The following is a 26718-nucleotide window of genomic DNA, read 5'->3' as shown; positions in this document are numbered from 1 at the left end:
AGGCACTGATCATGTTAGATAAGCAGGTACAAGGAGCCTCAAATGTCATTTCTATGTATGAACAGCATCGTAGAAGTGGGGATTTGGAGAAGGCAAGAGCACTTCTCATTGACACCTGGAAGTCTGGACTGAATGATCCTGAATTACTTTATAAATTGGGTGAAAGCTTTTTTCTTGATAAACAACCAGAGAATGCTATTAAGTTCTTAAAGCTCGCGGAAAAATATCAACCACGAGATCCTAGATATTGTCATCTCATTGGGCAATGCTATGTTGAGTTGAATGCCTTAGACGATGCAAAAATGAGTTTCATGAAGCCTAGTGAACAAGATAGGCTTTATTTATCTGACATAGAGCTAGCTCAGTTGCATGCTATTAGTTCTTATGAAGAGTTTGGTGTGTTTGATTACGAAAGAGCATTTCAGAAACAACCGACATTAGATGTTCTTGAAGGGTATGTTATTCATTTAATTACCACTCTGAAAGCAAGAAGTGTTGTTGATCTTGAGTTCCTTGAAAAAGTATCTTCTCTACTAAATATTTGGCATGAAAATGCAGCTAAACCCGAGTTCGTTTTAAAGTGGTTCGCTCTATTTTATCAGCGAGTTGGTAACTACGCCCTAGCACAAGATTATTACCAATCATATTTGCGTTATTTTCCTGATGATATATCTGTCCTATATAACTTATCACAAGTTGAGTTGTCCTTGGGGAGCTATCATGAGTGTTATGAGTTCTATAAAAATAGAGAAAAGATCCAAGGGAGTATAGGCAGCAACAAAGCTGTGTTGATTTCCCGAGGGATGAGGGAATTGAGATATGATGAACTCGATCAGGTGAGAGGTAAGAAGCTAATTATAGTTCCTGATCAGGGCATGGGAGATCAAATTTGGAGCTTGTCTTTTATTTCTGATTTTACAGATAAGTTTGGCTGTTCTATTGAAATATGGATGGCACCTAAGATCTCTGAAGCTGTTAAGCAGTTTTATATTGATTCTAGGATAATAATAAAGAGCTTTGATGAAATTACTGATAGCGATGGGAATGATGCTCTTGCATTTGTTTCACTTGGTGACGTGTTCTTTTTGTTATCTGAATTAGCCTTTAATGTGAAAGCTCAAGGAGCTTACATGAAGGTTGGCGTTAGCAAGTTTAATGAATCTTTAGGTTCTGGCATAAAGAAGGTTGGCTTGTCATGGAAAAGTATAGGTAGTCCACTAGGAAAAACCAAAGATATACCCCTCGAATTTTTGGTAGAACTCAAGGCCTATGCAGAATATTCCTTTATTGCATGTCAGTATGGTGATGTAAAAATTGAAATTAATTCTTTACGTCGGCAAGGGTTGGCTCTTATAGAAGAAACTAATATTGATTTGTTGGAATCCCTCGTAGAGACATACAGAATAGTTGCAGGCTGCAGCAAGGTTATAACTTGTTCAAATACTACCGCTCATATTGCTGGTTCCTTAGGTATTGAAACCTTACTTTTAACGAACTCGCCAACCATTTGGTATTGGAATAAACCAGGGCCATCACAGTGGTATCAGTCCGTAACGGTTGTTCAGAAAGAGCTACATGAATCATGGGATGTCCTTTGGTCAAAAGTATGTAACTTTTTGTCAGAGAGCTAAAATTAACATAAAGAATATGAGATCTGAGTCGATACATATTAGGTATGCGTAACCAACTTTTTTAAAGGCAAATCGTTATGATGGCTAACCCAAGATTACAACAATACAGTAAGGTCAATGCTCAGACTGGTATCGTAGACGCGGATCCGCACCGTTTAATCCAGCTTTTGTATCATGGTTTGTTGGAAAACCTAGCGAAATCAAAAGGGTTTATTGAGCGCAAAGACATTGAGAATAAGAACAAGCATTTGGTTAAAGCGTGCGACATTCTCAATGCGTTGAGAACCTGTTTAGACCCTCAGCATAATAAAGAGCTGACCGAGAATTTAGACTCTTTATACGACTACTGTATCCGTCAGTTGTTGATGGCTAACCTCAAGAACGATATCTCCATCATTGATGAGGTGGTTGGCCTAATTATGCCGGTTAAAACTGCGTGGGATGATATTCGTGATCAAGTGGTACAGCCTGAAGCTCAGCCCACTTATAACGGTACATCTGCTACTGCTTAATAATTGGCATTAGTGCTTGGGGCACAACAGTGTCTTTATGGTGTGTCCCAAGAATTTATAGCAATACGAATTTATAAAAGGGAGAGTCAGTAATGACTGATGTGATTCAAAAAATTTCCGATGTCCAAGAGTCCATGCGCTTGGCTCTCTCTAATGATGACTGGGAAGCGTTAAGTGAGTTAGATCTCCAGTGCCGTGACTTGGTTCAAGAGGCGGTAACTCAAGCGACGGGCGATAAACTGATCGTTCGTGATGCTATTGTTCCTTTACTTGAGCTATATAAACACGCTGTAGCTGCATGCGAAAAGCATCGAGACGAACTGGCCGAAGAGCTTCAAACCTTCAATCGTCAACGTTCGGGCGCTAAGGTATACCAGAATTGCCAGTTCTAAGACTGGCTGTCTCTACGTCCTAGAAAATCAATAAGTTAAGAAAAACCATTTTTTGATGTGTCATTTAGTTGACTCTTAGGGCGTCCTCCGCTTTACTTTCCTGTGACAAAAAAAGAAATAAATTTGGCACTTAGTTGTATTAGCTGTCTGATTTGATTTGTGTTTTTAATTTCAAAGAATACTGTTAGGACAGAAATTAAGTGCTTTTTAAAGGGATGGATTTGAAAATATGTGGCGCGAAGTAAATGTTCTTGTCATCGATAATAATGAAGAACGCCGCAAGCAACTTGGCAATATTTTAAATTTCTTAAGTGAAGAGTTTCATTTAACTGACGATCAAGCATGGCAACAGGTTGCTCAGTCTATTACAGGTGAAGATGAGTCCATAAACTCTCCAGAAATCATTGGCATTGTAGGGCAGGTGTCAGATAAAGAAGCCTTATTGGCCAGTGTTAAGGAGTGGGATCAATCCATACCTGTTATTTCCATCGAAGATGTAGATTCAGAATTAGTAGAGCTTCAGGAAGAGATGCTTCAACGTATGTGTGTAGGGCATTTAACTTGGCCCACCACTTACAATAAGTTAATGGATCAATTGCATCGAGCGCAAATTTACCGCGAACAATTTGATTTGCGTCGAGGTCAGCAACAACGTCGAGAAGTGCAGCTATTCAGAAGCCTTGTGGGAACGAGCAGGGCGATTCAGCATGTTCGTGAAATGATGGCTCAGGTGGCGGATAAAGACGCCAGTGTATTGATTACAGGGCCGAGTGGAACGGGTAAAGAAGTCGTTGCACGAAACCTTCACCATAACTCTGCTCGAAAAGATAAGCCGTTTGTTCCTGTAAACTGTGGTGCTATTCCTGCGGAACTTCTAGAAAGCGAACTCTTCGGGCATGAGAAAGGCGCGTTTACTGGAGCCATCTCAAGCCGTTCTGGTCGCTTTGAATTAGCTGAAGGCGGCACGCTGTTTCTCGATGAAATTGGCGATATGCCACTGAATATGCAGGTTAAGCTGCTTCGCGTGCTGCAAGAGCGTACCTATGAGCGTGTCGGTGGTACCAAGATGATGAAGACGGATGTTCGTATCATCGCGGCCACGCATAAAGATCTGGAATCCATGATTGAGTCAGGTGATTTCAGGGAAGATCTTTACTATCGCTTGAATGTATTCCCTATCGAAATGCCGCCTTTGAAAGAACGCATTGAAGATATTCCCCTGCTGCTTAATGAGTTAATTGCTCGTTTAGAGAATGAAAAACGCGGTTCTATTCGTTTCAATTCTGCAGCGATTATGTCGCTATGTCGTCACGAATGGCCTGGAAATGTCCGGGAACTTGCAAACTTGGTTGAGCGTATGGCGATCATGCATCCTTACGGTGTGGTAGGTGTTCAAGAGTTGCCGAATAAATTCCGTCATATTGATGGTTTTGAAGAGGACAGTGAAATAAACCTTCCGGTGGATGTGCCGGCGACGGCTAATTCAAACGTGATGGACCCGGATGCACCGGCACTATTGCCAGTGAATGGGATTGATCTTAAAGACTATCTTGGACGTCTTGAGAAATCATTGATTTCACAAGCCTTGGATGATGCCAACGGAGTGGTTGCTCGAGCTGCAGAGAAGCTAACGCTTCGTCGTACTACGCTAGTTGAGAAGATGCGTAAGTTGGGTCTGAATAAAGACAAGGCGTAGTAAGTTCAAGTAGATCTTAACGCAAATAAAAAGCCTTTTAAGCATACACTTAAAAGGCTTTTTTATGATTAGATGAATTGGCGTGGATGCTTGTCTTACGAGTGACTCATTGCCATACCTACTTTGCTTAGTCCACCGTCCACATAGAGCACTTCGCCTGTAATGCCACTTGCCATGTCGGAACATAAGAAGGTTGCTGTATTGCCGACTTCTTCAATGGTAACGCCTCGACCTAACGGTGCTACCTCAGCACTTTCGGAAAGCATTTTTCTGAAATTTTTAATCCCTGCCGCTGCTAGCGTTTTGATTGGTCCGGCAGAGATGGCATTAACGCGAACATTGCCTGAACCCAAATCTCCGGCCAGATAGCGTACACTCGCTTCCAGGCTGGCTTTAGCCAAGCCCATTACATTGTAGTTTGGAATGATCTGCTGGGAACCGTGATAGCTGAGGGTTAACAAACTTCCGCCGGAACGAATCATAGGATTCAGAGCACAGGCTAACGCCGTAAAGCTGTAGCTGCTAATTTCGTGAGCTATTCGAAAATCTTCACGAGATGTGTTCTCAAGGTAGCTGCCGTCCAAGGCTGCTACCGGTGCATAACCTACCGAATGAACAATAATGTCGAATTCACCCCAGTGCTCTTTTAGGGAATTGGCCAGTTGTTCAATGTCCTCATCTTTGCTTAAGTCACATTCCTGGACAAAATTGCAGTTCCACTCTTCGGCAAACTTCTCGACTCTTGGACCTAGTTTTTCATTTTGGTAAGTAAGCGCTAATTCTGCACCGTGCTGATGGAATGCATCGGCAATGCCTTTGGCGATGGAGTGCTTACTGGCAAGACCGACGATCAGCGCTCTTTTTCCTTTTAGCAGGCTGCTCGGTGTTTGTGCTGTATCGGCTTTTTGTCCTGCAATGCTTTGGTCAGACATTATTTTTCCTCGTAAAACGCCGCTTCCATAAGATCTTTGGTGTATTGATGTTCTGGCTGACCAAAGATAGTCGGCGCATCACCTTGTTCTACAACTTTGCCTTGTTTCAATACTATCAGTTGGTGGCTAATAGCTTTAACCACGGCCAAGTCATGGCTGATGAAAAGGTAAGTGAGCTTGTATTTTTCCTGAAGGTCTTTCAGTAGATCCAGCACTTGCGATTGTACCGTGCGATCTAACGCTGATGTCGGTTCATCCAGTACTACCAGTTCCGGTTTAAGAATCATGGCGCGAGCAATGGCAATACGTTGTCGTTGACCGCCAGAAAATTCGTGAGGGTATCGGTGACGAATATTTGGGTCCAGACCCACTTCTTCAAGAATCGAAATCACGCGTTCTTCACGTTGGCTGGTAGATAAGCTAGGCTCATGGACTTCCAAACCTTCGGCAATGATTTCAGCAATAGACATTCTTGGGCTTAGGCTGCCGTAGGGATCTTGAAACACGATCTGCATTTTCTTGCGGAAAGGTAAAACCTGCTTCTGGTTCATCTGATCGAGACGGTTTTGATCCAATTCGATCTTGCCTTCACTTTGCAATAGACGAAGAATGCCATGGCAAAGGGTTGTCTTACCTGAGCCACTTTCTCCTACAATGCCAAGGGTTTCACCCGGTTTTACACTGAGATTGATGCCTTCTACTGCAGTGAAATGGTCTTTGACTCTATTAAAGATTCCACCTTTGATGGGAAATCTCACCGCTAAATTATTGGTAGTTAGAAGTGGATTAACATCATTTTCAAGGGAAACGGGATTCCCTGTTGGATCTGCGTTTAACAGCGTGTGGGTATATTCTTGCGACGGGGTCGTGAAGATTGTTTCGGTCGGCCCTTGTTCTATCAAGTGCCCATGGCGCATCACACACACTTCGTCAGCGTATTTATGAACAACATTCAGGTCGTGTGTGATCAGAAGAATCGACATCCCTAATTTCTGTTGAAGTTCTTTCAGCAACTCAAGGATTTGCTTCTGGATGGTGACATCAAGGGCAGTGGTAGGCTCGTCTGCTAAAAGAATATCTGGCTCATTGGCGAGCGCCATGGCTATCATTACACGTTGCTTTTGCCCGCCAGACAATTCATGAGGGTAGCTTTTCAGGCGACTTTGAGGGTCTGGAATACCAACCAATTCAAGTAATTCAATTACTCGTGTTCGTGCTGCTGAGTTTTTTAGTCCTTTATGTAGATAAAGCACTTCTGCAATCTGTTTTTCGACCGTATGCAAGGGGTTCAGCGATGTCATCGGTTCTTGAAAGATCATGCTGATGTGGTTGCCACGCACGCCACGCATTTGCGTTTCGTTGTAGTTCAGCAGGTTGTTTCCATCAAACAGGATTTCGCCCTGATAGCTGACGTTCTTGGCGTGGAGTTTCAGTGCAGATAACGCCGATACGGATTTACCGGAACCACTCTCTCCAACCAAGGCCAAGGTTTTAGCTGGGTATAAATCAAAGGATATGTCCTTAACGGCGTGGGTGCTTTCCTGGCCATTATGAAAGGTGACGGACAAGTTCTTGATTTGAAGAATTGGCTGCTGTGCTTGTATGTTTTGCTGTTCAGTCATCACTGTCCGCCTTATTTCTGTTTTCTTGGGTCGAATGCGTCGCGAGTGGCTTCACCAATGAAGACCAGCAATGTCAGCATGACGGATAAAGTAACGAATGCAGTAATGCCCAACCAAGGGGCTTGTAGATTCTCTTTGCCTTGCTTAACGAGTTCACCCAGTGAGGCGGAACCTGGCGGCATTCCAAAACCAAGGAAGTCTAGTGAGGTTAGGGTAGTGACGGCGCCTGTTAAGATAAAAGGTAAGAAGGTTAACGTAGCAACCATGGCGTTGGGCAACATATGTTTGAACATGATGCTGTTGTTACTTAACCCCAAGGCGCGGGCTGCTTTTACGTATTCGAGATTGCGGGCTTTTAAGAATTCGGCACGAACCAGATCGACCAGTGCCATCCAACTGAACAGCAACATGATACCCAGTAGCCACCAGAAATTGGGTGTTACAAAGCTGGAAAGAATAATTAAAAGATAGAGAACAGGTAAGCCTGACCAAATTTCGATAATACGTTGACCTATAAGGTCGACTTTGCCGCCATAGAAGCCTTGAAGTGCTCCTACAAAAATACCTACGGCACTACTAACGATGGTTAGGGTTAGCGCAAATAAGACTGATACTCGGAAGCCATAGATCACTCTGGCAAGGACATCTCGGGCCTGATCGTCACTGCCTAACCAGTTTTGTGACGATGGCGGTGCAGGTGCGGGCACAGGGAGATCATAGATAACAGTATCGTAACTGTATTGAATCAGTGGCCAGACCATCCAACCGCCATTCTCTGTGATTAGGTCTGCGATGTAGGGATCTGTGAAATCGGTGGTGATATCAAATTCACCACCAAAGGTGGTTTCCGGATAGTCCTTCAAAACAGGGAAATAGAGGCTATTCTCATGGCTGACTATCACCGGTTTGTCGTTGGCGATAAATTCAGCAAATAAACTTAAACCAAATAAAATCAGGAAAATCCATAGAGACCAAAAGCCACGGCGATTCGCCTTAAACTGAGCGAGGCGTCTTTGATTCATCGGGCTTAATCGTGAGGACTTTTCTTCTGTCACAGAAGATTGAACGTGAGAGGACATAGTTGCGTTCATCATTAACCCTCCCTGCTTTCAAAGTCGATGCGTGGGTCAACCAAGACATAGGTAATGTCAGAGATGAGTTTCAAAAGCAGGCCTATCAAAGTAAAAATAAACAGAGTGCCGAAAACCACAGGGTAATCGCGATTCAGTGCGGATTCAAAGCCAAGTAATCCGAGCCCGTCCAATGAGAAGATAACTTCAATCAATAGCGAACCGGTTAAGAATATCCCGACTAGGGTGGCAGGAAGCCCGGCGATAATAATCAACATGGCGTTTCTGAAGACATGACCATAGAGTACTTGGTTTGGAGCCAAGCCCTTAGCTTTTGCGGTGAGAACGTATTGTTTTCCGATTTCTTCTAGAAAGGAGTTTTTGGTCAAAATGGTAATGGTGGCAAATCCACTAATGGACATAGCAAGTACAGGTAAAGTGATATGCCATAAGTAATCGGTTACTTTCCCCCAAGCACTCAACTCATCGAAGTTAGGAGAAGTTAGCCCTCTGAGAGGGAACCAGTCGAGATACGAGCCGCCGGAAAATAAGACGACAAGCATCATTGCAAATAAGAATGCAGGAATTGCATAACCTATGATGATGACCGAGCTGGTCCAAATATCAAATCGAGAACCATGGCTGACAGCTTTCTTGATACCCATCGGGATAGAGATTAGATAAATTAATAGCGTCGACCATAAACCCAGTGAAATGGAGACAGGCATCTTTTCCCAGATGAGTTCGGTAACGGTTCTGTCTTTGAAGAAACTGTCACCAAAATCAAAGGAGGCATAGTTCACCAGCATCTGCCAGAAACGCTCGTAGGCCGGTTTGTCAAAGCCGTACATGACTTCGATGCGCTCAATAAGATCAGGATCAAGCCCTTGAGCTCCACGATACTGACTGCTCGATGAGCCACCACCACCGGTTGGAGAGATCTCTGCACTTGGGCCACTTCCTGTACGTGCACCAACACCTGTGTCCATGCCTTGTAGTTGGGCAATCATTTGTTCAACCGGGCCTCCGGGCGCGGCTTGGACAATAATAAAATTGATCAACATGATTCCAAAGAGGGTAGGAATCATCAGCAATAGTCGTCGAAGTATATAGGCGGTCATTTGTTGTTCTTTTCCCGGATTTGATAACGAAGGCTTTGACGATTAGTTTTTTTACTTGTGGTCAAAGCCTTGGGTGTTTAGTTGATCATTAAACGAAGCTATTTTCCAGCCGTAGCTATTTTTCTATAGAGGTGTCTTTGGACCACCAAGTATCTGTAGAGAAATAGTGTGTTTTAACATCCTTAGGAAAATCGAACTTATCCCAGTAAATGACACGATAAGCCGGGAAGTGCCATTGTGGGATCACGTAGTGATTCCAAAGCAGAACTCTATCAAGCGCACGAGTGCGTGCAACGAGTGATTCTCTGCTAGGGGCCTGGATAACCAGTTCGATCAGTTCATCAATGACAGGGTTCTTAATACCGATGGTATTACGAGAGCCTTTATTGTCGGCTTGGCTGCTGTGCCAATAATCGCGTTGCTCGTTACCTGGCGAGCTTGATTGACCAAACGTGCCAACCATGACGTCAAAGTCAAAGGATTGGAAGCGTTTAATGAATTGTTGAACGTCTACGAGACGGATCTCTGCTTCGATCCCTATACGACGTAGATTTTTCTGGAAAGGCAGAACCACACGCTCAAAGGAAGGGGAGACGATCATGATCTCAAATTCCATTTGCTTATTGTTTTTATCGAGTAGTTTCCCTTTATCTAAACGCCAACCCGCTTCTTTTAAAAGTGAAATGGCTTTTCGCATATTCGAGCGAATGTTACCGCTGCCATCAGTTTTTGGAACGTTGAACTCTTGAGTAAAGAGTTGTTCTGGCAGTTGATCGCGGTATTTATTCAATATTTCTAACTCTTCCCCTTGCGGTAAGCCAGATGAACCAAGTTCGGAGTTATTGAAGAAGCTACTGGCACGAGTATATTGGTTATAGAAAAGGGTTTTATTGGTCCACTCAAAGTCGAACAGATACCCCAATGCTTCTCGCACTTTGATGTCGTCAAATGGCTTTCTTCGGGTGTTGTATACGAAAGCTTGCATCCCCGTTGGGTTATCATGTGGGATGAGTTTTTTAACCATGCGGCCATCTTGAAATTGAGGCCCTTCATAAGCGGTTGCCCATTCTTTTGAGGACAGTTCAACGCGAACGTCAAACTGATCTGCTTTCAACGCTTCGATCGCAACGGTGTCATCTCGGTAATAGTCGTATCGAATGGTGTCGAAGTTGTACTGCCCTTTGTTTACTGCTTTGTCTTTGCCCCACCAATCTTTTACACGTTCATAGACAATGGAACGGCCTGGGTCGATGGATTTGATTTTATAAGGACCGTTACCGACAGGAACCGTTAGGTCTGCTTTATCAAATTCTTTATCTTGCCAGTAGTGCTTTGGCAGAACAGGCAACTGTCCAATGATTAAGGCAAGCTCTTTGTTGGTGGTATCTTCAAACTTAAAGGTAATCGTCAGTTCGTCCGGGGTGAGAACCTCGGTGACATTTCCATAATAAGAGGCGAAAAGAGGGTGGCCTTTCTCGACTAGGGTTTCGAAGGTCCACTTTACGTCATCCGAACGAATGGCTTCGCCATCATGAAATTTAGCGTTTGGCTCCAGCTTAAAGGTCACCCAGGATCTGTCTTCGGGCCAGATAATGGTTTTAGCTAACGAACCGTATTGCGAAAAGGGCTCGTCGTTGGATTGTGTGGTTAACGAGTCGTAGAGAAGACCTTGACCTAAACGATTTAACCCTGCGGCGGGTGTTCCTTTAATGATGAACGGGTTAAGACTGTCGAAGCCACCGGTTGTGGCAAGACGAATTTTACCGCCTCTGGGGGCATCAGGATTCGCATAATCAAAATGCTTGAAATCTTTGCCGTATTTAAGGTCGCCATGCATGGCAATACCATGCGAGGAGTGGATTTGTGCTTTCGTTGATGTTGTTTGCTCTTCAGAATCTGCGACAGAAACACCGGAAACTAAAACGGAAAAAGAGAGCAAAAGAGAAAACTTGGAAAATCGTGAAAAACGAGCGCTCATATCGGTCTTGATGTTGAGAGAGCTAAGTCGTTTGGCAATGGATGTCATGCGTATCCTTATTATTTTTTCTTATCTACCCACCATGTATCGAACGCCAAGTCGTACTTGGCTTGGTTGGCTGGTCGTTGAAAGAATGAACGATAAGCCACACGATGATGGGAAATGTGCCAGTTAGGCACCATATAATGATGCCATAAGAGTACGCGATCAAGTGCTTTGCTGGCTGCGATCAGAGTTTCCCGAGTGTCCGCTTCGATAATTTGCTCTACCAAGAAATCAACGGCCGGATTTTGTACTCCTGATAGATTCAAGCTGCCAGGGACATTAGCATTGGATGAATGGAAATAAAGGCGTTGTTCATGACCCGGCGTTAATGACTGCCCTAATACGTAAGTAGTCATGTCAAAATCAAATTCATCCATTCGCTGTTTGTACTGGCTAGGATCGATTACTCGAACGTTAGCTTGAATCCCCACTTTGGACAGGTTTTTTACGTAAGGGTTCAGAACTCGAGTGATGCTAGGTTGACGGACAAGTATTTCAAACTTAAAGGGCTTTCCTGATAAACGATTGATTAGCTTGCCTTGATGTAGGGTCCAGCCCGCTTGTTTAAAGAGCGAAAGCGCTTGGCGAATTTGGCGGCGAATTTGCCCTGAACCATCCGTTATCGAGAGTTTGAATGGCTTAGTAAAGAGTTCGGAAGGGAGGTGCTCTTTAACTTGATTGAGTAGGGTCAGTTCCAACCCTTGAGGTAAGTCTTTTTGCGACAGTTCTGTACTGGCAAAGTAACTGTTGGATCTTTGATAGGCGCCATAGAACAGATTTTTGTTGGTCCATTCAAAGTCAAACAGCAGACTGAGCGCTTGACGGACACGGATATCCTTAAACAGTTCTCTTCGGGTGTTCATAAAGTAGCCTTGACTACCTGCTAGTGTTTGATGAGGAATTTCTTCCTTGATGATTTCGCCTTTATTGAGCGCGGGGAAGTTGAATCCGGAGGCCCAGTTTTTTGAGATATATTCAATGTAAACATCGAAGTTCTTCGCTTTGAAGGCTTCAAACGCGACGGTCAGGTCTCGGTAAAAATCCAAGCGAACAGTATTAAAATTAAAGCGGCCAGTGTTTACCGCCAGGTCTTTGCCCCAATAGTCTTTGACCCGCTCGAATTCTATGTATTTACCCCAGTCAAAGGACTTAATACGATATGGGCCGCTCAGTAATGGTGGCTCTGATAAGGTCTTTTCAAAATCTTTGCCTTCCCAAAAAGCTTTGGAGATGATCGGCATTTCTCCGACCCGTAATGGCAATGCACGTCGGTCATCGCCGGATAAAGTGAATTCGACTGTGTATTGATCAATAACCTTTACGCTTGGTACGGCTTTTAATTTATTTTCGAATTGAGGATGACCTTTTTCGGTAAGTGTGTGGTAACTAAAGGCCACATCTTCGGAAGTGATAGGCGAGCCATCATGAAAGCGAGCTTCTGGTCTTATGTGAAAGCGAACCCAGGATAAATCAACAGGATATTCAATCCATTCTGCAATGAGGCCATAGCCGGTTTGAGGTTCGTCACCTGAAATGCCGGGATGCTGTGTACCTGTAAGTAAGGTTTCGTTTAATTCCCCGACCCCGTATTTAAACGTTCCTGGTGTGTTGTAAGGGCTGGTCCCTTTGAGTGTATAAGGGTTGAGCGTATCAAAGGTTCCGGTAGCCATCAGTCGAATGTCGCCGCCCTTGGTGGCATTCGGATTTACATAATCAAGCTGTTTAAAGTTGGCAGGGTATTTGGGTTGACCATGTAATGCATAAGCATGGACTTTTACAATTTTATTTGAAGGCGGCTCTGTTGTTGAGACAGGTGTTGCTGAGACGGATGTTGCTGCGACAGATAATGAAGAGAGTGTCTGGAGCAGTAAGCCGAAGACGAAGGTTAGTCTAAGTGGGTTAGACGTGGATCGTTTCATCTGTGGCGTCCTTGTTTTTATTATTCGTACCTAAAGGTGTTTTCAGTGGTGCCTCTTTAACTCAGATAATAAGGGCACCACTGTTGATTTTGTCGATATCTATATCAATTGATATTGGTTACGTCCACGTACAAAGTAATAGATTGTCCTGGATGGATATATTTACTCGTTGCTTTCGGGTTCCAGCGCTTAATGTCTCTTACTGATACGCTGAACTTGTCTGCGATTCTTGCTAGAGAATCGCCCTTACGAACTTTATAGCCCACTTTTCGGATGACTTTATTACCGTTCTTGCTGACTTTGGGTTTCTTGGTCCAAACCACTAACTTCTGGTTGATCTTTAACGGATCCGTTGGCGCCATGTTGTTCCATTTGGCCAATTCCCTAACACCGACCCCAAATTTACGGGAAATAGTCCAGAAACTGTCGCCGCTTTTGACATGATAACGGAGCTTATGTCGGCCATTACTTGGTGCGCGATTCTGACGCTTATGAAGGCGCTGAATTGCGCTCATGGTGTATTCGTCCATGCTTCTGCTGGTGGTAGGGATCAGCAACGTATCGCCCGCACGAATCAGATTTTTACGAATATTATTTACTTCACGAAGCACTTGAGGTGTGGTGCGAAATTGTTTCGCAATGGTAATCAGACTGTCACCTGAACGGATTTTATAGCGTTCCCAATTAACACGATGTTTTTGATCCAGAGAGGCAAGATTGGTTTCAAAGATCGGTGCTTTTTCGGCTGGCACCAAAAGACGGTGAGGGCCATTCGGGTGTGTTGCCCATTGGTTAAAGGCTGGATTGAGTTTATAGAGCTCTTCAATTTCTATATCCGCTAAATCGGCCGCTTGTGCTAAGTCGATTTGTCCGTCGATTTCAACTTCTTTGAAGTAAGGCTGATTGGGTACTTGCGGCCATTCGAAATCGTATTTTTCCGGGTTAGCAAGAAGCTCAGCCAATGCGATCATTTTGGGTGAGTAGGCTGAAGTTTCTCTGGGCAAGCTTAATGACCAAAAGTCCGTTGCTCTATTACGGCGCTTGTTTTTCCTGATGGCTTTAGAAACATTGCCACCGCCAGCGTTGTAGGCGGCTAACGCTAACAGCCAGTCGTCAAAGCGGCCATTCAATTGAGTTAGATAAGTAAGTGCGGCATCGGTAGAGGCCAAAATATCTCTTCGTCCGTCATACCACCAATCTTGTTTAAGGTTGAAGTGACGACCTGTGCTAGGGATAAACTGCCATAAGCCCGATGCCCTGCCGTGAGAGTAGGCAAACGGATCGTAAGCGCTTTCCACAATCGGCAATAACGCTAATTCGGCTGGTAAATCACGACGTTCTAATTCAACTACTACGTGATACATATAGAGACTGGCGCGTTCACTGATACGCTTAAAATAGCGGGGGTGTTTTTTATACCAGTTGATCTGAGCAATTACTCGCGGCTTTGTGATATCGCGCTCTAAGCGCAGATTGCTACGTACTCGGTCCCATAAATTGTCGTAATAAATGGGGCCGACAAAATCGTTAGTGGTTGTCATGTACTGCGGTTCAGGGTGCTGATCTATTTCAGCGACAGATGGCTTATCTGAATCGCTAGTGATTTGCTCCGAATTAACGTCTGTGCTGTCGGTAGTTTGGTTGTTTTGTTCGGTCTCTTGATCACCAGAATTACCTTCGGTGAGGGAAACGAGTTGCTCATAGCTTTGGTTGACACTCAGGTCTAATGACGCACAGCCAGAAAGAAACAGGGCCGGGGTCACAAAGCTGAATAGGATAGTTTTAAATTGATTTCTCATAGTCCACGCGCAAATGTTTGATATATAAAGATGAAATCTAGGCGTAACAAAAGTCCGAGAGTATAGCTTACCCTAGTAGGTGGTGGAACATTGCCAAGTAGTTTTGTTGTTTGGATCACTAAAAGTTATCTTTCCAGCGACGAACGGCAGCAAAACACTCGATTTCATTCAGAGTATCGGCAGGGATGTTCTGAGTTTCAGTAAGCTTTTGTCGAATTTGAGGAAGACTGCTTCTTATAAATGGGTTAATGGCTTTTTCTTTTGCAATGCTTGTCGGCAGGCTGGGTTGTTCTGATAGGTTCAGTGCTTGAACTCGCTGGATCTCAGCTTGAATGCCTGTATTCTCTGGTTCGACGGCCAGAGCAAACTTTAAATTACTCAGTGTGTACTCATGGGTGCAAAATACCAGGGTGTTGTCATCCAGCTGGGCCAGCTTTTGTAAGGCATCATACATTTGTGCTGGCGTTCCTTCGAACAACCTTCCGCAGCCTGCACTAAATAGCGTATCGCCACAAAACACCAGTGGATGGTCTTGGGTGTTATTACTGACTCCTTTGTTCACGTAAGCAACATGATCTAAGGTATGACCAGACACTCCAATTACTTCAAATGGGTGGTTAAACAGCGTTACCTGATCCCCTTCTTTAACGAGATGAGTGATCTCCGGGACTTTAGGGTGTTCAGGGCCGTAAACTGGAATATCACGTGTTTCAATTAATGATTTAATGCCGGTAGTGTGATCCCAATGATGGTGTGTAATTAAAATGCCAACTAAGTCGAGATGTTGTTTACTTAAAAATGCTTCTACCACTTTGTGATCGCCAGGATCCACCACCCACGCTTGGGTTTTATTATGAATGCACCAGATGTAGTTGTCTGAATAGGCATAAATAGGGGTGACAGAAAAGTGGGTAAAAGGCGTAGAAACAGTGGACATAAGTGTTTACCGATCACGTTGGGTTGCTTGTAAGTATGTCTGTTAGTCCATGAAAGTGATGTCATGGTCAGTCGTTCACGACAAGTAACTTTCTATCGTGGTCGATCCAATTATAATGAGCTTTATGCAGACGAACAAAGACAGTGCCCAAAGATACTCCGATATCCCAACTTTGAATGAAGCCTGGTTGGATTGGTTGGCCTCGCCCGCAGGTTCGAAACATCACGAACAAGAGTTAGCGCTTTTTAGAGAGGTTCTACCGCATGCCCGAGGTTATGCGTTGGCTGTGGCGTCATTAGCTAATCCTGAAGAGTTAGTTGGTGCCTCTAAAACGGCTCACCAGTGGTGGTTGAAAGCGCATGTATGTACTCAAGGTGAGATGACCAGTGTTCAAATTGACTCCTTGCAGTGGCCGTTTGAGGAAGACTCGTTAGATGTCATTGTTCTTCATCATACACTTGATTATGCACAGTGGCCGCACCAGACAATCCGTGAAGCGGCGAGATGTCTGAATGACTCTGGTCGTCTAATTGTTGTGGGTTACAATCCTTTTTCTGTCTGGGGTGTTGGCAAAATGCTGTTTGGCCGTTGGAGTCAGAAATTTCCTTGGTTATGTCGATTCATTAACCCTTGGCGTGTAGCTGATTGGTTGACATTGCTCGACTGTCGAGTGGTCAAAGCGTACTATACGCGACCATTGCTACCCTGGAATTTTGAGGCATTGAAGAAGATTCGTTTCTTGAACAAAGAGACGGATGACCCCAAAAAGATACCGTCAGGTTTTTGGCCGGGTGCGAGTTATTTGTTGGTATGTAAGCCAGAAACTCCGTGTTTGACGCCTATTCAAAAAGATTGGCGTCGAAGACAATTCTCTAATTTACCGATTGCCGGGCGTACGGTTTCGGGGCGAGCTGTAAATAGACAGGGTGTTTCGCGGACACTTCCTAAAGAGCCGTAATCTTCTTGAGATATTAAAAGTAATTTAGATGGCGACTATTACCGAAATTTTTACAGATGGTGCATGCAGAGGAAATCCCGGGCCAGGCGGTTGGGGAGCTTTTTTACGTTATGGAAGTTACGAAAAGCGAATGTGTGGTGGAGAAGAGCATACCACCAACAACCGTATGGAACTGTTAGCTGCAATTAATGGTCTGGAAGCCTTGAATCGTTCGTGTGAAGTCCGTTTAACTACAGATTCTCAGTATGTTCGTAAAGGGATTACACAATGGATTCATGGTTGGAAAAAGAATGGTTGGCTGACCTCATCAAAACAACCAGTAAAGAATGCAGATTTATGGCAAAAGCTGGATGAGTTGGTCGAACAGCATCAGATAGAATGGCGCTGGGTCAAGGGGCACAGTGGTCACACAGAAAATGAGTTAGCGGATCAATTGGCCAATCAAGGCATTGATCAAATGCTTAGTAAGTAAATTTAAGATACTGGAAATTAGGTTAGATGCATGGCTAATCGTCAAATTGTACTGGATACGGAAACAACCGGTCTTAATGCCAAAACGGGTGACCGTATTATTGAAATTGGTTGTGTTGAACTTATTGATCGTAAATTAACGGGTAATCACTATCACGTATATATAAATCCCCAGCGTGAAGTTCCGGAAGAAGCGATTCAGGTTCACGGTATTACCAATGAATATCTTGCTGATAAGCCGCTGTTTAAAGATGTTGCAGATGACTTTTTAGAGTACATCAAAGGCGCAGAGCTCGTGATCCACAACGCCGCGTTTGACGTAGGTTTCATCGAGCATGAGTATTATTTGCTGACGGGACAGCAATGGGACATCACTGAGTACTGTACCATTCTTGATACGCTTGCCATGGCCAGGAATATGTATCCAGGCCAAAGGGCAACACTGGATGCGCTATGTAAACGATTGGATGTTGATAACTCCGCTCGTGAACTGCACGGAGCATTACTCGACTCCGAGATTCTGGCCGATGTGTATTTGGCCATGACGGGTGGACAAACGTCGCTTGGTTTAGATGCAGATGGTTCTGGTGAGGGAGGTTCTGTCGGCGGGATCAGAGGCTTTACTCGTTTTCAGCAACCCGTTGATTTACCTGTGTTAGTTCCGACTGAAAATGAGTTGAAAGAGCATGAATACTGTTTGGATTTGATTGATAAGAAAAGTGATGGTGCGCTTTGGCGTCAATCCTGATCTTCTCTGTTTGAGATAAAGATCGGGATCTAAACTGCATTATTAGACTTTCTGAGAAAAGAAAAACGAGCAAGGTGTTGAACCTATGCCCGTTTTTTTGTGGCCTCTATTTCTACAAGCCACAATCGCTATGCTTGTATTAAGTATTGTTACAGCATTGACACGGCAAGATACCCAATCAGCGTAAGAACGATGGTATATGGAAGTGCCATGATTACCATGCGGCCGTACGATAAACGAATCAGTGGTGCCACGGCAGAAGTTAGTAAGAATAGGAACGCCGCTTGACCGTTTGGTGTTGCAACGCTTGGCAGGTTCGTACCTGTATTAATTGCAATAGCGAGGGTTTCAAAATGTTCACGAGAGATTTCATTTCTTTCAAATACTTGTGCCACTTCAGAAATATAAACCGTTGCAACGAACACGTTGTCACTGATCATTGAAAGGATACCATTGGCCAGGAAGAACATACCTGGTTGGCTTGAAGGCTCAAGACTGAGTACCCAATTGGTCACAGGGCTGAAAAGATGCTGTTCATGGATTACGGCAACAACCGCAAAGAACACCACAAGTAAAGCGGTAAAGGGGAGGGCTTCTTCAAAAGCGTGGCCGATCTGATGTTCTTCGGTGTAGCCATTGAACGCTGTAAGCAGCACGATCACCATTAATCCGATCAGACCCACTTCTGCAATGTGGAACGCAAGACCAAATACTAAGATAGCAGCACCGATGGCTTGAATGATCAGCTGTGCTTTATGTTTTTGATTGCGATCAGCGGCTTCTTTGGCTGCGAAATCTTCTAAGATATGACGAACACTGTCTGGTAATTCATGGCCATAACCGAACCACTTAGTTTTTTCCAGGATGATTACCGTCAGTAGGCCAGCGACAAATACTGGCATGGTAACGGGTGCCATCATTAAGAAGAAATGGATGAAGTCATCCCAGCCGACGTATTTAGCGATCAACAAGTTTTGAGGTTCACCAACTAAGGTACACACACCACCTAATGCTGTACCTACGGCACCGTGCATAATCAGACTGCGTAGGAACGAACGGAATTCTTCAAGGTCTTCACGTTGATGGTCTTCAATTGTTGAGTCGTCGGTATGATCGTGCTCATCGTATTCTTCGTAGTTACCGCGAGAGATTACTTTGTGGTAAACGCTGTAGAAACCAACGCCAACACTAATCAGTACTGCGGTCACGGTTAGAGCATCAAGGAATGCAGATAATATGGCGGATGAGATAGAAAACAACAGAGAAAGAATGAGCTTTGACTTTACAGTTACCAGAATCTTAGTGAAAACAAACAGCAGCAGATCTTTCATAAAGTAAATGCCTGCTACCATAAACATGAGCAACAGGATTACAGGGAAGTTCACTAGGGCTTCGTGATAGACATTTTCTGGAGATGTCATTCCTAGAGCAACAGCTTCTAATGCCAACAAACCACCAGGTTGTAGTGGGTAACAGCGTAAGGCCATTGCTAGGGTAAAGATAAATTCAGCGATTAGTACCCAGCCTGCGATGAACGGGCCTAATGTGAACAAGATTAAAGGATTTAAAATTAGGAAAGCGATAATCGCTTTTTTGTACCACAATGGAGAGTGGCCCAAAAAGTTCTTCGCGAATGCTCCAGAAAGTGAGTAAGACATTGTTTTCTCTCGACTCTATAAAAATTGGATAGGCAAAATTTTAGTTCCGAAGATATGGTATGTATAGTTTTATTGAATAAAAACCATTGTTTTTTAAAAGGATAAGGCATATTCCCTTTAAAGTGCTTTAATCCTGTGCATAATTACTCGACCATTTTTAACAATTTCCAGGTAAAGGATTTCAATATGTCGTTAACCGGAAGCGCTCCAATTAATCAGGCAACTTCTTTTAACATCGTAAGAGAAGAAGTTCTCGAGTCTTTGGGGCAAGCGGAAGCAGCTCTCGAACGCTTTCTGGAAAACAGAGAGAGTGCTGAAGATATGCAATTGTGTATCGACCAATTCTCGGCTCTGAAAGGGGTGTTTGACATCATTGAACTGGAAGGTGCCAAAATTCTTTGTGAAGAGATTTTGGAAGTCGCAAATGAGGTACCGGTTGGCGCAGGAGATGAAAAAGACACGGTGTTGACGGTCATGGGTAAGGGAATTTTTTCTCTGTCCCGATATCTCGATTTTATTAATACTCGTCAACAGGATTTACCTGAACTGCTTATTCCTGTCGTTAACGAACTTCGACAGCAACGCAATTTGGCTTTGATACCTGATAGTCACTACTTCATGGTGAATCTTAAGCAGGAGCGTCCAGCAAAAGGTGTTGAGGCGGCGGATGAAGCTCAAATTGCAGAGATTAGTAAGCGCTATCGTCATATGTACATGGTTGGCTTGTTAGGCATTATCAAGGGTGAGCACATTCCTCTGTGTTTGAGATTGATGCTTCGAAGCATGGAAGGGCTTGAAAAGTTATGCGGTGATAAACCTGTCAGCAAGCTGTGGTGGCTCATGTCCTCAGCACTAGAAGGTTTAGGCGAGGTCGCTCCAACAGAAGTCGCTGATGGTCGCAAGCGTTTATTTATGCAGATTGAGCGCTATATTCGAAAGCTCAGTGTGAGCACGGCGCAGTGTGTTGATGTTGAACCGCCTATCGGCATTGTGAAAGATCTTCTTTATATCAATGCCTTAGTAAAGGGGTCGTCTGAGCGATGCCAAACGGTTTTAGATATATACTCCCTGTCGGATTTCCCTGACAGTGAAGTGGATCGTCAGCATCAAATTGCACTCCTAATGGGGCCGGGAAGTTCAGTATTGGCCTCGGTATCTAAAGCGCTGTGTGATGAGCTGAATCAGTTGAAAGACCAAATCGATTTGTCGTCGCGGGTGTTAACTCAAGAGCCTGATGACCTTAAAGATATTATTGCTGTTCTGCGTAAGATTCTCAGTACTTTGGTTCTTATCAATCTTGATGATGAAGCCAAGCAAGTAAACATACAGGTCGAGCGTTTTGAGTCTTGGTTGGCTGAAGGGAAGAAAATTGAGAACGACGATTTAATGCAAACAGCCGATGCCTTACTGGCTGTTGAGGATTCGATTCGAAACCTTGAAGGTACACTTGTTAATCAGGCAGAGAACACGGTTGGTTCGCATAATATTCTGACTCACGAACTGGATCAGGCTCAGATTAATGTATTAAAAGAGGCTGATTCAGGTCTTTCCATTACTAAGCGTGCTCTGAATGATTATGTCGAGTCCGATTGGGATAAGATGCATCTAACCAATGTGGTATCTACATTGGCTTCTGTACGTGGCGGGTTTCAGTTTTTGGAAAAAGCACGCGCAGCAAACATTGTCGATGTGTGTTCTCGGTATATTGATAACTCGATCATTCGTTTTGAAGCGCCGCCTCGTGAATCAGAGCTGAATGCTATTGCGGATGTACTATCTAGTCTTGAGTATTACCTGGAAGGGATGCTTACTTCCAGTGGCGGATTTGGTGAGCAAGTGCTGGATTTAGCAGAAGAGGCGTTAAAGCAACTGGGATGTAAAGTGAATTAATGCTGTGTTTGTCTTTGTGATTGTTTTGTAAGGAGTGAGCCATGGAATTGGCGTTGTTAACTTATACTCTGATTGGATGTGGCGCAATTATCCTCTTAGTTGCTGCATTTATCTTCTTTCGACTTACTAATTGGTTGGTATGGCTGAAAGGTAATGTTCCTGTGCTGGTTGGTGCTATTGGCGTGTGGTTGGCATTAATCGGTTGGTCATTAACCCCTTATGTTTCTGTATCTGCAACTCATGGAGTGATGAACGCTTCGGTTGTTAAGTTAACAGACCGTGACTTTAAGCTGGTCATTGATGACGGAGTGAGGAGTTATGAATTGGTAGGAAAGGGCGATCATTTCCAAACCAAAATTACATTGGTTTCTCCTAATGGATTTTGGACAATGCTTGGCTTTCCGAAACTGGTTGTTTTGAACTCTATGCTGATTGAAACGAATCAGTTTGAGCAATCGGTGTTGTCAGATGAAAGAGATGAATGGTTGCGTCCCGAAAGTGCCGCTGGTGACTTTCACCCTGCGGGATTTGAACATCAAGAAGTTCTTTCCAGACAGTTACCTTTAGCAAGCGGTGCGCTATACAGTTTGGTTCTTCAACAAGATCGACTAGTATGGATTGCCGCTAATGAGGAAGCAAAAAGAGTAGCGGGATTCTGATAACTTCTTTGTGAATATGCTGACAGACGGATTATGTCAGGACATAAAAAAACCAGCCTTGAGGCTGGTTTTTTTATTTGAATTGACTCTGCGATTAAACAGGGAACAACTCAGATAGTTTAGTAGCCAACATGATGTCGCCTTCAGCTTTAAGCTGGCCCATCATGAATGCTTGCATACCGTCAACTTCGCCGCTCATTAGGCCACCAAGTGTTTCAGTGTCCATGATTAGAGTAACAGAAGGGTCGTCAGACTCACCTTCAGCGATTTCAAAGCTACCGCCATTGATAGTTACAAAGAAGTTGTCACCGTCTTCAATGCTGAACTGGAAAATATTTTCCATGCCCGCTGCCGCGTCAGCGTTGAACTTAGACTTCATAGTTTCAATGATTTCTGCAACTGTAGCCATTGATTTTATCCCTTCTCAGTCGGGCTTATGCCCTTGTTAGTGTCTGACCATAAGAGGTCTTGGGTAATGTTTACCTAACAATTGCTAGGCTCAACGAAAGCCGAGAGTAAGACGTCTGACTGTGTGTGTCAAGGATTAATCAAACGACCGTTTGAACTATTTGATCTAATTAATGTTTTCAGTGTAAAGATTTGGCTGTAGGTGACGGTTTCTGTCGTAGAGAGGCAATAATAGATGCTGTCAGACTGTGAATTAATCTCGGTATTCGATTGTCCTAAGATGGTAGGCACATTATCATCGTGTGCTGTTATTATTCTGCAATGAATTAAGGATAGGAGAAGTTACTTTGGGCTTTTGGAGTGAATACAGCGTTTTCTTGGCACAGGCCGTCACCATCGTATTGGCCATTATTGTAGTAGTTGGGTTTATTGCTGCAGTAGGTCAGAAGAATCGCAGAGAAGGACACATTGAGATTAAAAAGCTCAATGATAAATTTGAAGATACAAAAGATCAGTTTGAGCATGAACTGCTTTCCAAAGAAGAACTGAAAGAAAAGCATAAAGCGCTTAAGAAAGAAGAGAAAGAAAAGAAAAAAGCGCTGAAAAAAGAAGCTAAAGAGCAAACGAGCGAGCAACAAGAAGCGCGTAACAAACGTGTATTTGTGATTGATTTCGACGGTGATGTGCATGCGTCAGCGGTGAAATCAATGCGCGAAGAGATCAGTGCTGTTCTGACGTCTGCTGAACCATGTGATGAGGTAGTTGTTCGTCTGGAAAGTCCTGGTGGTGTAGTACATGGTTATGGTTTGGCTGCCTCTCAGCTGGATCGGATTCGTAAGAAAGATATTCCTCTTACTGTGTGTGTTGATAAGGTAGCTGCCAGCGGTGGTTACATGATGGCCTGTTTAGCGAATAAAATCATTGCTGCGCCGTTTGCCATTGTGGGTTCCATTGGCGTTGTTGCCCAAATCCCAAATATCCATAAATTGTTGAAGAAGAACGACATTGATGTCGAACTTCATACTGCGGGTGAATACAAGCGGACGTTGACCGTAATTGGTGAAAATACCGATGAAGGTCGCGAGAAGTTCAAGCAAGATTTACAAGATACACATGACTTGTTTAAGTCTCATGTTTCACAATATCGACCTGAGCTGGCGATCGACAAGGTGGCTAATGGTGATATTTGGTATGGCACTGAGGCTCTTAACAACAACCTAGTTGATCAAGTGATGACCAGCGATGAGTATTTAATGCAATTGGCTGATGAGGCGGATGTCTTTGAAGTGAAATACGAAGTGAAGAAATCCTTTCAGGAGAAGCTAGGAATGGCTGCTTCAATGGGGATTACACGAAGTATTGATAAATTATTAACTCGTTTCTTGGATAGCCGAACACAAATTCGTTAATCAAGTTTACTTTCACTGAGATTGAACAAACGTCTTAGTTAAGAGGGGAAGTATGGACAGTTATCAGGCATTTGAAGTAACGGAAATGGACGATGGGTCTTTTTCTCAAGCGGTAGTGACAAAGGCAGTACCTTCATTAAAGGAAGGGCATGTACTTGTAAAAGTTGACTATTCGGCAATTAACTATAAAGACGCTCTTTCTTCGACCGGTAATAAAGGAGTTACGCGTGAGTATCCTCATGTGCCGGGAATTGATGCAGCGGGTGTTGTAATGGCGTCTTCAACGTCTGAATTTACAGAAGGTCAGCCGGTTGTGGTGACAGGCCATGATTTGGGTATGAATACCGATGGTGGTTATGGGCAAGTCATTCAAGTGCCTGCTTCTTGGGTTCATGTGCTTCCTGAAGGCTTTTCGACCCGAGACGCTGCTGTATTAGGTACAGCTGGAATAACGGCATCTTTATGTATCGATAAGCTACTTATGACGGGCATTGGGCCTGAGAGTGGCCCAGTGCTAGTGACTGGCGCGACGGGTGGTGTTGGCTCTATGGCGATTGCGTTGTTAGCCAGTATGGGGTTTGAAGTTCATGCCTTTTCTGGAAAACCTGACCAGTACGAAGCGTTGAAAGCCTTAGGCGTTAAGCAGATTTTTGGACGTGAAGAGCTTTCTGAGTCTTCCAAACGACCTATGTTGAAGGGGCGCTGGGCTGCAGCAATTGATACTGTGGGTGGCGTGCCACTTGAAAATGTTTTGAAATCGTTACTGCCTCAGGGAACAGCAGCTATATGTGGTTTAGTTGCTTCGCCAGCACTGGATATGACGGTGTTTCCTTTTATTCTTCGCGGAATAAATTTGGTAGGCGTTGATTCAGCGGAAGTGCCATCTTCAAAGAAAGCGGCTATGTGGGATTTCATGGCTGAACATGCAGCAATTTTGAAGAAGTACGAAAGCTGGGTGGCACCCATCGAATTACAGCAGCTTCCAGAATACATTGATCGTATTCTCAAAGGAGGCGTTGCCGGAAGAACATTGGTAAAAGTTAGTTAGCTTACTTTTATCAAGTTTTTAAACGCAGCTTCGGCTGCGTTTTTTGTGCCTGGTATTTTCTACTCTAGGTTTGGAGTAATGGTATGAGTTAGCACGCCTTTTGCACTGATTAATTAGTTTTAATCTTTGAGTGCAGCGAGTAAGGATATCACCATGAACTACACAAAACCTATGATCGATTTGGTGCAAGAAATTCGTCGACGCGTCCCAAGTGAGCATAAACCGGATGTAAAGCTCGCAAATCCAGAGCTGCTTTCTGAATTAATTCCTATCTATCAAAAAAGTAGCGATGCTGTTCTTCAGGCCTTATTAAAAGATCTTTTTAGTAAAGCGGGTGGGGATTGGATGAAAAAACTAGAAGCTGGTGAGTCAACTGATGATAAATACGTCACTAAAATCTATCGAGGACAAGTGCAGTTGATCCCTGCTGCTAATAAGACTGAGTCTCAAAGTGTTGACTCAGATCGGCCTAAGAAGGTTTATAGGGGGCGTGTTGTTGCTTAATTACATTAAACTTTGTTTTAAGTTCAATATCTTAATCCCGTCTTAATTTATCGCTCATAGCAATCGGTGAAGGGTAGCGACCAATCACTATGTAGGTTGAGACAAGAAAGGTGATGATGGCGGTCGCTTGTATTACGTGAGCGGCTTCCACACCGATCATGCCAGTGCCTAAGGCGAGAAAAGCAACCAGTAGAGCGAATTCACTGTTCTGTCCCAATCGAAAACCAACTTCCCAACCCATTCTGGGGCTTTCTTCCAGTTTGAAGAGTAAGAAACGGAAGACTAGGGGCTTGAGGGCAAGGAATACTGCAGCCAAAATTACAGAGGGGAGCCACACTTGAGACAGTAGGTCGAGGTTGAAACTTGCACCGAGAGAGAAGAAGAACAGTACAAGGAAGAAGTCTCTGAGGGGTTTAAGTGTTAACGCTACAAATTGTGCAATGGGGGTAAGGGCCATAGTCACACCGGCAACGAAGGCTCCTATCTCCTGAGACAGTCCAATGAATGACGCCAACTCTGCAAGCCCTAAGCACCAACCGATGGTGATTAGAAACATAAACTCTTGCATGCTGTCGAACTTCAAAAGTAGGGGGATAATCAGCCATTTGATCAGTGCCCAGGCCGCCAGGATGAGTAGAGGAAGCATGAATAAAGGTTGAATCATCATCCACCAGTCAATGCCATGACTTGCTGCTTGATTACTGAACGATTGAATAGCAATCAGCACCAGAATCGCGATCAAGTCCTGAAGGAGCAACAAGCCAGTTACCAACTCGCCGATGTGTTTATGATGTAGCGCAGTGGTCGGTAACAATTTAATACCGATGATGGTACTGGAGAACATCATGGCTAGGCCAATCACTATCGCTTCGATGTCTGAATAGCCAAACAAGCTGGCAAAGCTGAACCCAGCAAAGGCAAAAATAGCAGATGAAAATAAAGCAACTAAGGTTGCTTTTCTTAACATAGTGATGAGCTTCGCAGGTTGCATATCCAAACCCAGAAGATATAACAGAAACACTATGCCTATGTGGGCAAGATCACTAATGAGCGCTGCATCGTTGATGGTTTCGAGCCCATAAGGCCCAAGCAAGGCTCCTAAGACAATATACGCGATCAATAAGGGCTGACGACCAAACATTGCTAGCGTCGCTAGAATGGCCGAACCGGTGAAGATGACGAAGAAATTGAACGTGATGCTGTGATCCATTAAATCCAGGCGAGCCTTAGTGCTAAGTTGTTAGAAATACATTATTGAAGGTTCTTAACTGACTATAGCGGTTTTAAGGCGGGATTTAAAACAAAGGATGT

General features: G+C 43.9%; 23 protein-coding genes. 12 read left to right on the top strand and 11 right to left on the bottom strand.

Features of this window, described 5'->3' with window-relative positions; genetic code table 11:
• Positions 1-11 precede the first annotated feature (11 nt).
• The 4 genes from ACFOEK_RS03045 (at position 12) to ACFOEK_RS03030 (ending at position 4231) form a co-directional block, all read left to right on the top strand.
• On the top strand, positions 12-1631 hold the full coding sequence (locus ACFOEK_RS03045; protein WP_386715974.1) for a tetratricopeptide repeat protein: 1620 nt from the start codon (positions 12-14) through the stop codon (positions 1629-1631).
• 77 nt (positions 1632-1708) lie between these two features.
• Positions 1709-2143 carry a flagellar export chaperone FliS gene (gene fliS, locus ACFOEK_RS03040; protein WP_386715971.1) on the top strand — a complete coding sequence of 145 codons (435 nt, stop codon included), beginning with the start codon at positions 1709-1711 and terminating at the stop codon, positions 2141-2143.
• A gap of 92 nt (positions 2144-2235) precedes the next feature.
• Positions 2236-2535, top strand: a complete 300-nt coding sequence (locus tag ACFOEK_RS03035) for a flagellar protein FliT (protein WP_386715969.1) — start codon at positions 2236-2238, stop codon at positions 2533-2535.
• Positions 2536-2764: 229 nt separating this feature from the next.
• Positions 2765-4231, top strand: coding sequence for a sigma-54 interaction domain-containing protein (locus ACFOEK_RS03030; protein ID WP_386715966.1), 1467 nt, complete (start codon positions 2765-2767; stop codon positions 4229-4231).
• 95 nt (positions 4232-4326) lie between these two features.
• On the opposite strand, the gene ACFOEK_RS03025 is transcribed toward ACFOEK_RS03030, so the two are convergent.
• The 8 genes from ACFOEK_RS03025 to gloB form a co-directional block, all read right to left on the bottom strand.
• The gene (locus ACFOEK_RS03025; protein WP_386715963.1) at positions 4327-5163 is read right to left on the bottom strand and encodes an enoyl-ACP reductase FabI; all 837 of its coding nucleotides are present in this window, start codon (positions 5161-5163) and stop codon (positions 4327-4329) included.
• A complete protein-coding gene (locus tag ACFOEK_RS03020; RefSeq protein WP_386715960.1) occupies positions 5163-6785 on the bottom strand; it encodes an ABC transporter ATP-binding protein in 1623 nt (540 codons plus the stop codon). The genes ACFOEK_RS03025 and ACFOEK_RS03020 overlap by 1 nt, the downstream gene beginning before the upstream one ends.
• Positions 6786-6796: 11 nt before the next feature.
• Entirely contained in the window at positions 6797-7876 is a 1080-nt protein-coding gene (locus ACFOEK_RS03015; RefSeq protein WP_449280220.1) for an ABC transporter permease, read from the bottom strand.
• Between the two features lie 2 nt (positions 7877-7878).
• Complete coding sequence (locus ACFOEK_RS03010; protein ID WP_386715958.1) at positions 7879-8976, bottom strand: microcin C ABC transporter permease YejB; 1098 nt, start codon at positions 8974-8976, stop codon at positions 7879-7881.
• Positions 8977-9091: 115 nt separating this feature from the next.
• The gene (locus ACFOEK_RS03005; RefSeq protein ID WP_386715955.1) at positions 9092-11002 is read right to left on the bottom strand and encodes an extracellular solute-binding protein; all 1911 of its coding nucleotides are present in this window, start codon (positions 11000-11002) and stop codon (positions 9092-9094) included.
• Positions 11003-11013: 11 nt separating this feature from the next.
• A complete protein-coding gene (locus tag ACFOEK_RS03000) occupies positions 11014-12918 on the bottom strand; it encodes an extracellular solute-binding protein (RefSeq protein WP_386715952.1) in 1905 nt (634 codons plus the stop codon).
• Between the two features lie 104 nt (positions 12919-13022).
• Entirely contained in the window at positions 13023-14717 is a 1695-nt protein-coding gene (locus ACFOEK_RS02995) for a LysM peptidoglycan-binding domain-containing protein (RefSeq protein WP_386715949.1), read from the bottom strand.
• A gap of 118 nt (positions 14718-14835) precedes the next feature.
• Positions 14836-15654: a hydroxyacylglutathione hydrolase gene (gloB, locus tag ACFOEK_RS02990; RefSeq protein WP_386715946.1), complete on the bottom strand. Its 819-nt coding sequence runs from the start codon at positions 15652-15654 to the stop codon at positions 14836-14838.
• A 124-nt stretch (positions 15655-15778) separates the two neighbouring features.
• On the opposite strand from gloB, the gene ACFOEK_RS02985 reads away from it, so the two are divergent.
• The 3 genes from ACFOEK_RS02985 to dnaQ are packed head-to-tail and all read left to right on the top strand — an operon-like array spanning position 15779 to position 17831.
• Positions 15779-16612, top strand: coding sequence for a class I SAM-dependent methyltransferase (locus tag ACFOEK_RS02985; RefSeq protein WP_386715943.1), 834 nt, complete (start codon positions 15779-15781; stop codon positions 16610-16612).
• A 28-nt stretch (positions 16613-16640) separates the two neighbouring features.
• Positions 16641-17084 carry a ribonuclease HI gene (gene rnhA / locus ACFOEK_RS02980; protein ID WP_386715940.1) on the top strand — a complete coding sequence of 148 codons (444 nt, stop codon included), beginning with the start codon at positions 16641-16643 and terminating at the stop codon, positions 17082-17084.
• A 30-nt stretch (positions 17085-17114) separates the two neighbouring features.
• Entirely contained in the window at positions 17115-17831 is a 717-nt protein-coding gene (dnaQ, locus tag ACFOEK_RS02975) for a DNA polymerase III subunit epsilon (protein ID WP_386715937.1), read from the top strand.
• A gap of 149 nt (positions 17832-17980) precedes the next feature.
• Here dnaQ and nhaB read toward each other — a convergent pair whose 3' ends face one another.
• Entirely contained in the window at positions 17981-19489 is a 1509-nt protein-coding gene (gene nhaB / locus ACFOEK_RS02970; protein ID WP_386715934.1) for a sodium/proton antiporter NhaB, read from the bottom strand.
• Between the two features lie 186 nt (positions 19490-19675).
• Between nhaB and ACFOEK_RS02965 the strand changes: the two genes are divergently transcribed.
• Together ACFOEK_RS02965 and ACFOEK_RS02960 are read left to right on the top strand one after the other, a co-directional pair.
• Positions 19676-21379, top strand: coding sequence for a hypothetical protein (locus ACFOEK_RS02965; protein ID WP_386715932.1), 1704 nt, complete (start codon positions 19676-19678; stop codon positions 21377-21379).
• A 41-nt stretch (positions 21380-21420) separates the two neighbouring features.
• Complete coding sequence (locus ACFOEK_RS02960; RefSeq protein ID WP_386715929.1) at positions 21421-22038, top strand: hypothetical protein; 618 nt, start codon at positions 21421-21423, stop codon at positions 22036-22038.
• Between the two features lie 94 nt (positions 22039-22132).
• Here ACFOEK_RS02960 and ACFOEK_RS02955 read toward each other — a convergent pair whose 3' ends face one another.
• Positions 22133-22447 (bottom strand): SCP2 sterol-binding domain-containing protein, encoded by a 315-nt coding sequence (locus ACFOEK_RS02955; protein ID WP_386715927.1) that lies wholly within the window; start codon positions 22445-22447, stop codon positions 22133-22135.
• A 346-nt stretch (positions 22448-22793) separates the two neighbouring features.
• Here ACFOEK_RS02955 and sohB point away from each other — a divergent pair, with 346 nt between their 5' ends.
• The 3 genes from sohB (at position 22794) to ACFOEK_RS02940 (ending at position 25407) form a co-directional block, all read left to right on the top strand.
• Positions 22794-23855: a protease SohB gene (gene sohB, locus ACFOEK_RS02950; protein ID WP_386715924.1), complete on the top strand. Its 1062-nt coding sequence runs from the start codon at positions 22794-22796 to the stop codon at positions 23853-23855.
• 52 nt (positions 23856-23907) lie between these two features.
• On the top strand, positions 23908-24903 hold the full coding sequence (locus tag ACFOEK_RS02945) for a YhdH/YhfP family quinone oxidoreductase (RefSeq protein WP_386715921.1): 996 nt from the start codon (positions 23908-23910) through the stop codon (positions 24901-24903).
• A 153-nt stretch (positions 24904-25056) separates the two neighbouring features.
• Positions 25057-25407, top strand: a complete 351-nt coding sequence (locus ACFOEK_RS02940; protein ID WP_386715918.1) for a hypothetical protein — start codon at positions 25057-25059, stop codon at positions 25405-25407.
• Positions 25408-25438: 31 nt separating this feature from the next.
• Here the strand turns inward: ACFOEK_RS02940 and ACFOEK_RS02935 are convergent, their stop codons facing one another.
• Positions 25439-26617, bottom strand: a complete 1179-nt coding sequence (locus ACFOEK_RS02935) for a cation:proton antiporter domain-containing protein (protein WP_386715915.1) — start codon at positions 26615-26617, stop codon at positions 25439-25441.
• Positions 26618-26718 lie beyond the last annotated feature (101 nt).

The sequence above is a fragment of the Litoribrevibacter euphylliae genome (assembly GCF_042646085.1).
Lineage (GTDB): Bacteria > Pseudomonadota > Gammaproteobacteria > Pseudomonadales > Litoribrevibacteraceae > Litoribrevibacter > Litoribrevibacter euphylliae.
The sequence above is the reverse complement of the archived record's forward strand: the minus strand, read 5'-3'. Positions and strand labels throughout refer to the sequence as shown.